Origin of the sequence: Deefgea chitinilytica (assembly GCF_016881405.1) — a bacterium.
Taxonomy (GTDB): Bacteria; Pseudomonadota; Gammaproteobacteria; order Burkholderiales; family Chitinibacteraceae; genus Deefgea; species Deefgea chitinilytica.
Map to the genome: position 1 here is coordinate 1015171 of NZ_WOFE01000001.1, position 13140 is coordinate 1028310.

Consider the following 13140-nt stretch of genomic DNA (forward strand, 5'->3'; position numbering starts at 1 on the left):
ATCGGCACCTTCTTTGTTTTGTAACACAAATAACACATGCCTGAAATATTCAGTGGTTTAGACACCTTCGCCGCAATTAGCCTCGCACTGGCCATCCTTTTTGTTTTAGCTTACGAATTTATTAATGGCTTTCATGATACTGCCAACGCAGTTGCTACCGTCATCTACACCAAGGCAATGCCAGCACATGTCGCGGTATTTGCCTCTGGTTGCTTCAATTTTTTAGGCGTGATTCTGGGGGGGTTAGGTGTCGCGTATGCCATCATTCATTTACTTCCCGTTGATTTACTGCTGAATGTCAATAGTAGCCACGGCCTTATCATGGTCTTTTCGCTATTAACAGCCGCGATTGTATGGAATTTAGGCACATGGTACCTGGGGATTCCAGCATCAAGCTCTCATACTCTAATCGGTTCGATTTTAGGCGTAGGGATCATGCATGCGATCCTCACTGGTCATCACTGGTTGCACGGCATCAACACGCAAAAAGCAATCGATATCCTACTCTCTTTACTCATTTCACCGGCAATGGGGATGATCTTGGCGGGCATTTTACTGATTGCCCTCAAAAAGTACTTCAGCCAATCACATATGCACCTTACGCCAGAAGAACGTAAAAACATTGACGGTAAAAAACACCCACCATTCTGGACCCGTGTAACACTCATCGCCTCGGCAATGGGGTTGAGCTTTGCACATGGCTCCAATGATGGCCAAAAAGGGATTGGCTTAGTTATGCTAGTTCTGGTTGGCTTAGCACCTGGCAATTTCGTCCTCGATCGCAGCAGCAGTATTTATGACATCGAACGCACCCGTGATGCCGCAATTCATATCAGAGATTTTTACACGCAAAACGCTGACAAAATCAACCCTAACATTCCACTGGGCTCTGCTAATCACACCTTGCCGGCTCAATTTGAATGTAAATCTGAAATTACATTAGCGGCCATCAATAAACTCGATACGATGCTCGGCAATATCAGTAGCTATAATCAATTAAGCACCGATGAGCGTATTGCAGCGCGCCGCATCTTACTGTGCGTGGACGATACGGCTAAAAAAATATCCAAATTACCTATTTGGGCCTCCCACGAAAAACACAGCCTCGATAAGTTCCGCAAAGATCTTACGGCCACGACTGAATACGCGCCGCAATGGGTGATTATTGCTGTTGCATTGGCGCTAGGCCTTGGCACCATGGTAGGTTGGCGTCGGATTGTGTACACAGTAGGGGAAAAGATTGGCAATAAAGGTATGACTTATGCGCAAGGTAATGCCGCACAAATCACTGCAGCGGCTGCCATTGGGATTGCGAGCTGGACGGGAATGCCAGTATCAACGACACATATTTTATCATCCGCGGTAGCCGGCACGATGGTTGCCAACAAAAGCGGGCTTCAAGCCAGCACCATTAAGAATATTGCGATTGCGTGGGTACTCACACTACCTGTCACTGTCGTAATGTCAGGCGGGCTATTCTGGATAGCCAGCAAATTATTTGTCTAATTTAACTGCCGATCAAATCCATTCTTAACGTAGCGAAAACAGCCCCCTCAATCGATTGAATTTTAATCCATGAAATTGAGGGGTATTTTTTCAATCTACCTTCTTAACTGGACAAGTATTAAAGCCAAATAACTTATACAACGGGCAACTTCTCAACAAACCAGTCACCAACGGCACCACGCCAACCCAGCCCCAAGCCCCGATAAAGCCCAAGGCTGTCGCAAGGATCAACAACACCCCCAAAACCACTCTGAGAATACGATCAAAACCACCCACATTGTTCATCTCACACCTCCTTGGGTCATAAGAATTGCATCAACCACGCCTTAAACTGCCCAGCTGATAACGCACCTGAAACACGCTCTAGTTCAACACCACCATCAAATACCGCTAATGTGGGAATACTACGAACACGATATTGTTGCCCCAAGGCTGGCTGAGCCTCAGTATCGGCCTTAATAAATAGCACCTTTCCTGCCATTGACTCGGCAGCAGCCGTAAATGTAGGAGCAAATGACTGACAAGGACCGCACCAAGGCGCCCAGAAATCAACCACAACAGGCAATTTGCTCCATTTTAAAATTGCTGCAAGATTGTCTGAGTTTGCTGGTACTGGCGCCCCCAGAAACAAGGGGCGATGACAGCCCCCGCAATTTGGTGACTCTGCCAATCGATTCGCTTCTAAACGATTTGTTACGTGGCAATGTGGGCATTCAATCAAGAGGCTCATTTACTTTCCTTACAATACATTTAGGGGTATTTTTAAAAACTGTTTTCCGTTTACATCTGCGGGTGGCAAATGTCCTGCACGAATATTGATCTGAATTGATGGCAGAATTAATGCTGGCACTGCCAGTGTTTTGTCACGTGCTTGGCGAAGCGCAATAAAGTCATCGCGCAGGGTATCAATTCGAATGTGAACATTATGCTGCTTTTGTGCGGCAATGGTTGTTTCCCACTGATACTGAACTCGATTTTCAGGCAAGTAGTCATGACAAACAAATACCCGAGTTCGATCAGGTAAAGCATACAGCTGCTGAACTGAATCGAATAAAGTACCGGCATCGCCTCCGGGAAAATCACAACGAGCAGTTCCGACGTCCGGCATAAAAATCGTATCACCAACAAATAGGGCATCGCCAATCAAATATGCCACATCAGCAGGGGTATGCCCCGGAACAAACAGTATTTCTGCGCTTAACAGCCCGATACTAAACCGCTCTCCCGCCACAAACAAGTGATCAAATTGGCGGCCGTCCGTTGCAAAATCAGGCTCTAAGCCAAACATCGGCTTGAATATCTGTTGCACCTGATCAATCCCCTGCCCGATCGCAATCTTTCCACCGATTTGCATCTGTAACCAAGCTGCTGCAGACACATGATCGGCATGGGCATGGGTTTCCAAAATCCAATCAACCGTCAAATTTAGCTCCCGCACCGCTTCTAGTATTTTTTGCGCATTTTTCGTGCTAGTGCGGCCTGATTTAGCATCGTAATCCAACACAGGATCAATAATCGCCGCTCGCCCACCGACACAGTCATACACTAAATAGCTCACCGTAAAAGTAGCGGCATCGAAAAACGGCATAACATTGGCAGTTGAGTGACTCATGATGCGACCTCTAAATAACAATTTACATATACTATAATTTTATATATTATAAAGTCAAACAATATTATCCAGCAGGCAAAAATGAACCCAGAAGCAATCAATGCAATGCGAGTTGCCGCCACCACGGCGACACACACTTTAAAAATGATGAGCAACGAAGATCGACTATTATTGCTGTGCCAAATGGTCGATGGTGAAAAATGCGTGTCCGATTTCGAAGAATTACTCGACATTCGCCAACCCACCCTATCACAGCAACTAGGCGTGCTACGTAATGCAGGTTTAGTCAACACACGGCGCGACGGTAAACGCATCTATTATTCTTTGGCTAGCGATGAAGTTTTACAACTACTGCAGCTTTTGTACGCACTTTACTGCCCTCGTGACTTCAAAACGGACAACACGGAGCACCTCAATGCAAATTGATTACACTCACTTCACGCCTCTAGCCAGTTTTGCCGGCGGCGCTTTAATTGGACTCTCAGCAGGACTACTTATTTTATTAGCCGGAAAAATCGCGGGGATTGCAGGGATTGTGGGTGGGCTCGTAAACAGTGCCAACGACCGAACATGGCGCGTTTTATTTGTAATCGGATTACTCGCAGCGCCCTGGGCTTGGCAATATTTTGCACCACTACCTGACTTAACCATGGTTGCCTCCACCCCTTGGTTGATCATTGCCGGCTTACTCGTTGGCATCGGCACCCGCTACGCGAATGGTTGCACCAGCGGGCACGGAATTTGCGGACTATCACGACTATCAGTTCGCTCACTTGCAGCAGTTGTCGCATTTATGGGCGCAGGTTTTCTGACCGTCTTGATGATTAAACACATACTGTAAAAGGCACACAATGAAAATGAATCTAATCGGCCTATTGACGGGTCTGCTTTTTGGTCTAGGCTTACTTCTTGCTGGGATGGCAAGTCCCAGTAAAGTACAAGGATTTTTAGATCTAGCAGGCGTCTGGGATCCTAGTCTTGCCTTTGTAATGGGCGGCGGGATTGGCGTCGCGCTGGTTTTTTTTAGCGCCGCAAAAAAACGCAGCACGACACTACTCACGCAAGAACCGATGAAATTGCCAACTAGCAATATCATTGATCGTCGACTCATACTAGGCAGCATTGCTTTTGGCATCGGCTGGGGAATCGCTGGCATCTGCCCGGGCCCCGCTTTAGTCGCACTAGGAACGGGATCAACGGGTGCAGCAGTCTTTGTAGCGGCCATGCTAGTAGGAATGTTTATTTTTGAGCGACTGCAACGCAAATGAAACTCCCCATTCTGAACTGGCTCCCAAACTATCGCCAAGAACATGCTACCGGCGACTTAGGAGCCAGTATTATTGTTGCACTCCTTCTGATCCCCCAAAGCTTGGCCTACGCACAACTCGCCGGACTACCCGCCCTTCATGGTCTCTATGCCAGCATAGTGCCGGTATTGATTTATGCGCTACTAGGCAGCAGTATGACCCAATCCGTAGGACCGATGGCGATCACTTCCGCGATGATGGCTGCCGCATTAGCGCCACTGTCGCCAAACACTACCGCGCATTACATCGCACTCGCTAGCACACTCACTTTATTATCCGGGGTGTTCATGCTGGGTTTTGGCGCCCTTAAACTCGGCAAGCTAACTCGAATTTTATCCATACCCGTCATACAAGGCTTCAGCGCAGGCACCGCACTTTTAATTGCACTGAGTCAGACCGGCCCCTTACTCAGCATTCAATGGCAAGGCAGCACCGCATTAAACTGGCTGTTGAATATACCTAATGCGGCTCAGCAACTGACACTCAACTCGGCTGGGTTTGGCCTGATCGGAGTCACACTCCTAGCCTTAACTGGCAACCCCGCCATTCAACTACTCACCAAACTCCAGCTTTCATTAACACATGCGCGGCTAGTGAGCCGCATACTACCTATCACAGTATTACTGTTGGGCGCTTGGGTTTTGAAAACTGGCGTGATCGATAATTCAACCATTCACAGCATTGGATCACTCCCATCATCAAACTTTGCCTTCACGACGCCAAATATAAACATCAAGGACTTAGCGCTACTCTGGCTACCTGCCCTATTAATTGGCTTAGCCGGATTTTTACAAAGCATTACGATAGCCCAAACGATCGCCTCAGAGCGAAAAGAAACCATCGATACCAACCAAGAATTAATTGCACTTGGCGGCAGCAATATCGCTGCGGCTTTTGTTGGTGGCGTTGCGGTGAGCGGCGGATTTTCACGGACAGCAGTCAACGCGAGCAGTGGCGCAAGAACCCCGATCGCGGGCGTGTTGACCGCAGGCTGGATGTGCATTGGCGTTCTGTTTTTTGCTGATGTAATTGGACTTTTGCCGCTACCTTTGCTGGCTGCAACAATTATTTTAGCCACCACCCGCATGCTCAACCCACAGTCATTTTGGATCGCTTGGCGCATTGATCAACGTGATGGTGCTGCGTGGTTACTTACATTTGTAGCCGTTTTGCTGATTGGCCCAATTAACGGCATTGCGGTCGGCGTTGGCGTATCTTTACTACTTTTTATGCTACGCAGCAGCAAGCCCCATATTGCAGTCATTGGGCGCGTACCGGGATCGGAGCACTTCCGAAATGCACTGCATTTTAAAGTGGAGATGCCCAGTGAGATATTGGCCATTCGCATTGATGAAAGCTTATATTTCGGCAATTGCGCCCAAGTGATCGAACAATGTCAAAAACATTTACTCAGCCACTCACAGGCTAAACACTTAATTTTGGTTTTATCAGCCGTCAACTCTATCGATGTCAGTGCGATTGCAGCACTGAAAGAATTTCGCCAGCGACTCGAAACAATCGGCATCACCTTGCATTTAGCCGAAGTAAAAGGTCCGGTGCACGAAACATTACAGCACAGCGACTTCATTCGCGAACTCAGCAGCCCAATCTTTTTATCAACCCATGCCGCAGTTCAGACGCTTTCAACAAAAAACGAAGATTTTAGTATTTAATGTATTGCTCTATAGTCAATTAATTGCAATGGCTACAGAGCAATACCCATTAACTACAGTCTAAAGCCACCAACTACAGCCCTTAATCTGGCGGCCATTTTTTCCAAATCGTCTACAGAAGCACCAACCCCTGCCATCGCGTCACTATTACGCTGCGACATCGTGCTAATCGTTTCAATATTTTGTGCAATATCCGTACTTGCTGCGGCTTGCTCGCGGGTTGCGTTCGCAATATCACCAATACTGGCCAACAACAACTCAGTGCCTTGGCGGACGCTATTCATTGACTCGGCGGCCTGCTGCGACATTTCCACACTAACCCCAACTTGGTCTTGCGTTAGCTGCATATGCTCGCCGGCTTTATGGATTTCTTGCTGAATCGCCCCGACAATCGATGAAATTTCAATGGTCGCCTCACCAGAACGCCCAGCCAGCTTCCTCACCTCATCAGCAACCACCGCAAAACCGCGCCCCATATCACCTGCCCGCGCGGCTTCAATCGCAGCATTGAGCGCCAGTAGATTAGTTTGATCGGCAATTTCTTTGATTGTCTGCACGATTTGATTAACTTGCAAAGACTGCGAATTCAGGCTTTGCATTGACGCCACCAACCGAGACATCGTTTCATGAATTTGCGTAATCTCCTTCGCAACTTCATCTACCTTGACTTGGCTCGCCATTGTTTCTTTACCCGTTTCACGGGCCGTATGCTCAAAATCACGCGCAGAGTCGGCAATATGCTGGATACTAACGGTTACCTCTTCCACGCTGGCAGCTGTAGAAGTCGCAGCCTCAGCCTGATGCATTGATGACGAGCTAACAGTTTGCGCAGGCCCCGCCAATTGCTGGCTCGCTTGACTAACCGCCTCACTTTGCGCACGCACCTCGATAAACATTTTTCGTAACGTAACCACAAACTGATTGAAAGCTTGTGCAGTCCGACCGATTTCATCTTGACCATGAATTTGCAATTGACGGGTCAAATCCCCCTCACCGGTCGAAACTTCTTCCATCGCTACGGCAAGACGCTGCAGTGGCGCAATCAAGATGTTCAGCATAATGCTCAAAATCGCCACAATAACCAGCAAGGCAATCACACCAACCACAATGGCCCAATTTCTTGCAGAGATCGCATCGGCCAGAATAACTGATTCTGGCACAGCAACCCCAATCGACCACGGCTGATTACTATTTCCCATTTTAATCGGCTGAAATTCATACAAAATCCCATCACGCTCAAACCGATTTGCCTTACCAGCCTTTACATCAGCCATAAATCCAGTGGGATAGTCCGCATCGCTGACATTCTTGCCGGCTTTGCTGCTATCAGGGGTCACCACATACATCCCAGCATTTGAAATCAAGGTTACCGTACCAACGCCATAAGGCTTTTCTTTGCCGATGCTGGCCTGCAAAGAAGCTAGCGGCAAATCTAAACCAGAAAAACCAAGCAATTTTCCAGAGGCATCTTTAATCGCCACAGTTAAAGTCGACATTAAGGTTTTCACACCACCCACATCATATGGAAATGGTTCAGTCACCGTATCTTGCTGTCGTTGTTTTGGTACGAAATAAAAATCACCCCATCCAGATGACTCGTAAGGCACTTTATATTCACTAGGCTTTACGCGAAATGGTTCCGCTTCTTTTTGCTGCGTGGCGCCAAGCATCGTGTCTTGGATAATTTTACCTTCGCTACGTACAATATAAGGGGTATAGCGCCCAGATGGATCGTGCCTAGGCCAGTCAGCCCGATACGCATCATCTTTGCCATCCAAAGCATTAGGCTCCCAAATCATCCACAAACCAGAAGCCAACGGCTGCGCCTCCAACATTCGCATAATTAAAGCATCAAGCACCTTGCGCTCAGGTAGCGATTGACCTTTCATCCCCTGCACAGCCAATGACAAATTCAGCGGCACCTGATAGGCCGCATTAAATTGGCCTTCAACCTGATTCGCGTAAGCCTGAGTCTGCTCCTGTAAGCGCAGTAATCCCTGCTGCTTTGCCGCCTGATAAGCATGACTCGCAATAATACTGATCATGACAGCAAAACCAGCCGCAATTGAAACTGTCGTGAACAGTAAAATCTTGGTTCGTAAACTCCAATGACTCAAGCGCAGCATAGAACCTCCGAACTCATACATTTTTGCGATAGATGAGTCTTTATGGATTTAATGAATGGAAAAAGAAAGCTTTATTTCTTGCATAAAATATTATGCCTTAAATGCAATCACATGATCACATTCGACTTCAATGCCAATTGCTTCACCGATCGCATGGTTATGGTGACTAGGCACTAATGACAAAACGCGTTGCCCTGATGGCAAACCAAGGGTGTATAAAAAATGCGCGCCGCGAAATACCTTGGCAATAACCTCTGCTTTGAGCGGACTGCTATCAACATGGACGATATCATCAGGACGAATCAACACCTCCATATCGCAGCCTATGCAACAATCAATCGCCACAGTTCGGCACACCTCACCCAATTCGAACTCAATGCAGTTAGGACCGGTTAATTTTGCGGGCAACAACACACCTTCACCAATAAAATTGGCGACAAATCGATCACTGGGTTCATGATACAACTCATACGGTGCAGCCCATTGGCGTAGCGCACCTTCGGTCATCACGCCTACGCGATCAGCCATTGCAAACGCTTCACGCTGATCATGCGTCACTAAAATCGCAGTCGTACCGCTAGCCTTCAAAATGGAGCGAACTTCCTGACCTAATCGTTCGCGTAATTCCACATCCAAATTTGAAAATGGCTCATCCAGCAATAACAGCCGTGGCTTAGGTGCTAATGCGCGGGCTAAGGCCACCCGCTGTTGCTGCCCACCCGACAACTCATGTGGGTAGCGCGCTTCCACATGATTAAGCCCCACTAAATCGAGTAGCTCACGCACGACTTTCGGGTCTTTATCAATCAAGCCAAAAGCAATATTGGCTGCCACCGTCAAATGAGGAAATAGCGCATAATCCTGAAAAACCATCCCAATGCCACGCTCTTGCACCGGCGTTTGACCTTGCGTTGAGCTAACCTCACGATCTGCCAGCACAATACGTCCGCCAGCTAAGGGCTCAAATCCAGCAATGGCGCGCAAAACCGTTGTTTTACCGCAACCCGATGCGCCCAATAAGCAGCCGATTTCGCCCTCAGCCAAATCAAACGATAAATTCTCAACGACTTTACGACCAGCAAACGAAACAGCTAATCCTTCGACCTTAAGCAAAGCCATTACTTACCCTCAGATTTTCTAACTAATAATATAACTGGCAATAAACCAGCCAAAACAATCAATAAACTCGGTAAAGCAGCACTTTCCCACATGCCCTCTGAGGTCATTTCAAACACCCGCACCGCCAAAGTATCCCAACCAAACGGGCGCGTCATCAAGGTAATCGGCATTTCCTTCATCACATCGACAAACACCATCAGCACGGCAGTAAATACACCGCCACGCAACAGCGGAATATGCAAACGCCACAACAATCCACGCTCACTCACCCCCAACGTGCGCGCGGCATCTTCTTGATTATGACTAATCCTTTGCATCGCCCCATCAATTGGCTGAAATCCCACCGCCATAAAGCGCGCCGCCAAAGCCAGTAACATCACCGCGACTGAACCTTTGAGAATTTGAAATGTATCCACACCCAAAGCATGCGCGATCGGTAGCAGTTGATTATCCAGCCAAGCAATCGGAATAAACACGCCCACTGCCAGCACCGTGCCAGGCACTGCATAGCCAACAGTCGCTAAGCGTACTAATAAAGATGTAATTTTTGCCGGATAACGGCGCTGAATATAAACCAGCAATAAGACCAAGCTGGTCACAAGCAAACCAGCCAATAAAGAAATGCCCACTGAGCGCACAATAAAACCAATATACCGAGCGTCAAAATCAACGCGCCATATCTGCAGCGTCCAGAAGATCAATTGCAGCATCGGAATCACAAAGGCAATCGCCAATACCAAACTGCATACAGCGGTCGCCCAAAGTCCTTGCCCTCGCGACAAAACAATTCGTTCCGCTGCCACAATTCGCCCATGATAACGGCGCGCACCACGCGCCCAGCGCTCGACAGCTAAAATTATCACCACCAACAACACCAATAGCGAGGCCAATTGAGATGCAGCGGTCAAATTAAACAACGAAAACCAGGATTTATAAATGGCCGTGGTAAAAGTATCAAAATTAAAAATTGATACCGTCCCAAAATCGGCCAAAGTTTCCATCAGAGCCAAGATCAGACCACCAATCAACCAAGGCCTCGCCATCGGTAGCGCAACTTTCCAGAACGCTTGCGGGCGCGACATGCCTAACATCTGAGCCGCTTCTAGCGCCCGCTTGCCTTGCGTTAAAAAGGCGTTGCGCGCCAACAAATAAACATAAGGATAAAACGCCAGCGACATCACCATGACTACGCCGCCCGTACTACGAATACGCGGAAACCACGCTGATGAGCCAGTCCATTCACGCAGTAAAGTTTGCACTGGGCCAGTAAAGTCTAGAAAACCAACCATCACAAACGCCAATACATACGCCGGCATCGCCAATGGCAACATCAAAGCCCACGCAAAAAATCGACGCCCCGGGAACTGGCATACGGCGGTAAGCCATGCCAGCGGTACGCCTAGCAGCAATACCCCAATAGACACCCCCAAAATTAAGATGACCGTATTTTTTAATACATCCGGCAACACATATTCAAATAAATGCTGCCAAATCTCAGGTTCCGGGTGAAGGAACGAAGCCATCACCACCAACAATGGGATAATGGTCAATAAAGCAATCGGCGCCAGCAGAATCGCACCGCGCGGAGAAAGAAAACGCATACACATCCAGAAAATTAAAATGGGCAGTCTCGAGTTTCGAGCTGCCCATCAATTGTAACGGAGCTGACTTACAAAGCCACACTTGTTACACGATTATTTATAACCTGCGCGATCCATCAATTTCACCGCTTGTGATTGCAACTCGCCAGCCTTACTCATATTGATTACGTTTGATTTGAATGGGCCCCATGAAGCAACCAACTGATCTGGCTTCACTGCCGGATTCACTGGAAACTCCATATCTTTATCGGCATAGATGTTTTGTGCTTTGCTTGACGACAACCACTCCATCAGCTTAACCGCACCGGCTTCATTTTTCGCGTAACGAGTCACGCCTGCACCAGAAACATTCACGTGTACGCCATCCGTTTTTTGATTCGCCCAGAAAATACGCGCGTTAAACTTAGGATCTTTATCGATCAAGCGACCAAAGTAATACGTATTCGCAATCCCCACCGCACATTGACCCGCCGCAATGGCTTGCAACAATTTTGTGTCATCGGCAAACACATCAGTCGCTAAATTGGCCACCCAACCACGAACGATTTTTTCAGTTTTCGCTTCGCCGTGCTGGGCAATCATCATCGCAACCAAAGACTGGTTATAAACTTTTTTGCTGGTACGTAAGCACAATTTGCCCTTCCACTTTGGATCGGCCAAATCTTCATACGTTGATAAATCTTCTGCTTTGACAAGGTCTGGGTTAAAGAACATAGTCCGCGCACGTACTGACAAACCGTACCACTGGCCTTTGTCGTCGCGCAGATGGGCTGGTACATTTTTATTTAATGTTTCAGACTTAACGGTTTTCAACAAACCCAAATTCGCCGCTTGCCACAAATTACCAGCATCGACAGTAATCAATAGGTCGGCGGGGGTATTACTACTCTCCGCTTGCAAGCGCGCCATCAACGGACCTTCTTTGTCGGTCAGAACTTTAACTTCAACGCCTGTTTCTTTGGTGTAGGCATCAAACAGAGGCTTAATAAGTTGCTCATTACGTGCGCTATAAACCGTCACTGTTTCTGCTTGCGCTAAACCCGCCATCATAGAAAGTGCAATTACTGTCAGTCCGAACCGTTTCATTGTCAAAATTTCCGTAGTAAAAAAGTATACTACGGCACTTTAGCACCAATAGCAATCATTCTCAATATCATAAAACAAGTCTGCTACGCAATTTTTCACAATCATTTTGCTTCATCCGCAGTCAACGCTACAATCGTCCACCCACAACAAGGAATGCAGCATGCTCTGGTTTCGCAATCTACAAATTTATCGCCTCAATCCAGATCACGCGCTGAGCGCTGATAGTATCGCCAGCGAATTAGCCAAACGCCCCTTCGTGCCTTGTGGCGCGATGGACATGGAAAGCTGTGGTTGGATCCCCCCCGCGCGTCATGCCCCGGAGGAATTTGCCTTCACCCGCCAAGACGCCGTCTTAGTCAGCCTCAAAACCGAAGAAAAAGTATTACCTGCCGCAGTGATTAAAGACGAGCTTGACGTTCGCGTGCAACACATCGAAGCGGAAGAAAACCGTAAAGTCGGTCGCAAAGAACAGAAAGAACTCAAAGATCGCATCACCGATGAATTGCTCCCGCGCGCCTTTACGCGCCGCCGTACCAATCGCGCCTTAATCGACCTTGCCAATCGCTTAGTGATTGTCGATGCCGCTTCTGCCGCGAAAGCAGAATATTTGCTATCCACCTTGCGCGAAACACTGGGCAGTCTGCCGACCAAGCTCATCGACACCGAAACTAGCCCTGCGATGGCGATGACCGATTGGCTAACCACCGAAGCACCTGACGCGTTCTCAATCGGCCAAGATGCCGAGCTCAAAGTTCCAGGCGATGAAGGCTCAATCGCTCGCTTTAAGCGTCAAGTGATGGATTGTGATGAAGTACGCCAGCATCTTGATGCAGGTAAAATCGCAACGCGCTTGTCGCTCGCCTTTGGTGAACGACTGACCTTTACGCTGACTGAAGCGCTAGAAATCAAGTCACTAGCAATGCTGGATGTACTGAAAGACGAGGTCAAAGACATGGATGCCGAAACCCAAGACGCGCTATTTGAATCGCAAATGGCACTCCTGATTGGCGAATTGCGCGGCTTTATTCCAGCCTTGATCGAGGCTTTGGGTGGGGAAACCGCCTAAAAACTGGCGCGGAAAAAGGTTAAATAAGACAAAACATACAATAA

At 48.0% G+C, this 13140-nt stretch carries 13 protein-coding genes; 6 read left to right on the forward strand and 7 right to left on the reverse strand.

The features are described from left to right. Positions 1 to 36: 36 nt before the first annotated feature. Positions 37 to 1506 (forward strand): inorganic phosphate transporter, encoded by a 1470-nt coding sequence (locus GM173_RS04590; protein WP_203570129.1) that lies wholly within the window; start codon positions 37 to 39, stop codon positions 1504 to 1506. A gap of 90 nt (positions 1507 to 1596) precedes the next feature. Here GM173_RS04590 and GM173_RS04595 read toward each other — a convergent pair whose 3' ends face one another. From GM173_RS04595 to GM173_RS04605, 3 genes are read right to left on the reverse strand one after another with little or no spacing between them, the layout of a single operon-like run. Further along, complete coding sequence (locus GM173_RS04595; RefSeq protein WP_203570130.1) at positions 1597 to 1791, reverse strand: YgaP family membrane protein; 195 nt, start codon at positions 1789 to 1791, stop codon at positions 1597 to 1599. Positions 1792 to 1807: 16 nt separating this feature from the next. Then, a complete protein-coding gene (gene trxC / locus GM173_RS04600) occupies positions 1808 to 2236 on the reverse strand; it encodes a thioredoxin TrxC (RefSeq protein WP_203570131.1) in 429 nt (142 codons plus the stop codon). A 9-nt stretch (positions 2237 to 2245) separates the two neighbouring features. Next, on the reverse strand, positions 2246 to 3118 hold the full coding sequence (locus GM173_RS04605; protein ID WP_203570132.1) for an MBL fold metallo-hydrolase: 873 nt from the start codon (positions 3116 to 3118) through the stop codon (positions 2246 to 2248). 81 nt (positions 3119 to 3199) lie between these two features. Here GM173_RS04605 and GM173_RS04610 point away from each other — a divergent pair, with 81 nt between their 5' ends. From GM173_RS04610 to GM173_RS04625, 4 genes are read left to right on the forward strand one after another with little or no spacing between them, the layout of a single operon-like run. Beyond that, positions 3200 to 3544, forward strand: a complete 345-nt coding sequence (locus tag GM173_RS04610) for an ArsR/SmtB family transcription factor (protein ID WP_203570133.1) — start codon at positions 3200 to 3202, stop codon at positions 3542 to 3544. Beyond that, positions 3534 to 3959 carry a YeeE/YedE family protein gene (locus GM173_RS04615; RefSeq protein WP_203570134.1) on the forward strand — a complete coding sequence of 142 codons (426 nt, stop codon included), beginning with the start codon at positions 3534 to 3536 and terminating at the stop codon, positions 3957 to 3959. The genes GM173_RS04610 and GM173_RS04615 overlap by 11 nt, the downstream gene beginning before the upstream one ends. Before the next feature lie 10 nt (positions 3960 to 3969). Beyond that, positions 3970 to 4386, forward strand: coding sequence for a DUF6691 family protein (locus tag GM173_RS04620; protein ID WP_239078244.1), 417 nt, complete (start codon positions 3970 to 3972; stop codon positions 4384 to 4386). Beyond that, positions 4383 to 6098 (forward strand): SulP family inorganic anion transporter, encoded by a 1716-nt coding sequence (locus tag GM173_RS04625; RefSeq protein WP_203570135.1) that lies wholly within the window; start codon positions 4383 to 4385, stop codon positions 6096 to 6098. Before GM173_RS04620 ends, GM173_RS04625 begins: the two co-directional genes overlap by 4 nt. A 53-nt stretch (positions 6099 to 6151) precedes the next feature. Here the strand turns inward: GM173_RS04625 and GM173_RS04630 are convergent, their stop codons facing one another. The 4 genes from GM173_RS04630 to GM173_RS04645 all read right to left on the reverse strand — a co-directional run bounded on the left by GM173_RS04630 (position 6152) and on the right by GM173_RS04645 (position 12030). Then, positions 6152 to 8224, reverse strand: coding sequence for a methyl-accepting chemotaxis protein (locus GM173_RS04630; protein WP_203570136.1), 2073 nt, complete (start codon positions 8222 to 8224; stop codon positions 6152 to 6154). 90 nt (positions 8225 to 8314) lie between these two features. After that, positions 8315 to 9343 (reverse strand): ABC transporter ATP-binding protein, encoded by a 1029-nt coding sequence (locus GM173_RS04635; RefSeq protein ID WP_203570137.1) that lies wholly within the window; start codon positions 9341 to 9343, stop codon positions 8315 to 8317. Further along, a complete protein-coding gene (locus GM173_RS04640) occupies positions 9343 to 10944 on the reverse strand; it encodes an ABC transporter permease (protein ID WP_203570138.1) in 1602 nt (533 codons plus the stop codon). The genes GM173_RS04635 and GM173_RS04640 overlap by 1 nt, the downstream gene beginning before the upstream one ends. Before the next feature lie 93 nt (positions 10945 to 11037). After that, positions 11038 to 12030: an extracellular solute-binding protein gene (locus GM173_RS04645; RefSeq protein WP_203570139.1), complete on the reverse strand. Its 993-nt coding sequence runs from the start codon at positions 12028 to 12030 to the stop codon at positions 11038 to 11040. A gap of 160 nt (positions 12031 to 12190) precedes the next feature. Here GM173_RS04645 and GM173_RS04650 point away from each other — a divergent pair, with 160 nt between their 5' ends. Beyond that, positions 12191 to 13096, forward strand: coding sequence for a recombination-associated protein RdgC (locus tag GM173_RS04650; RefSeq protein ID WP_203570140.1), 906 nt, complete (start codon positions 12191 to 12193; stop codon positions 13094 to 13096). The last annotated feature ends 44 nt before the right edge of the window (positions 13097 to 13140 follow it).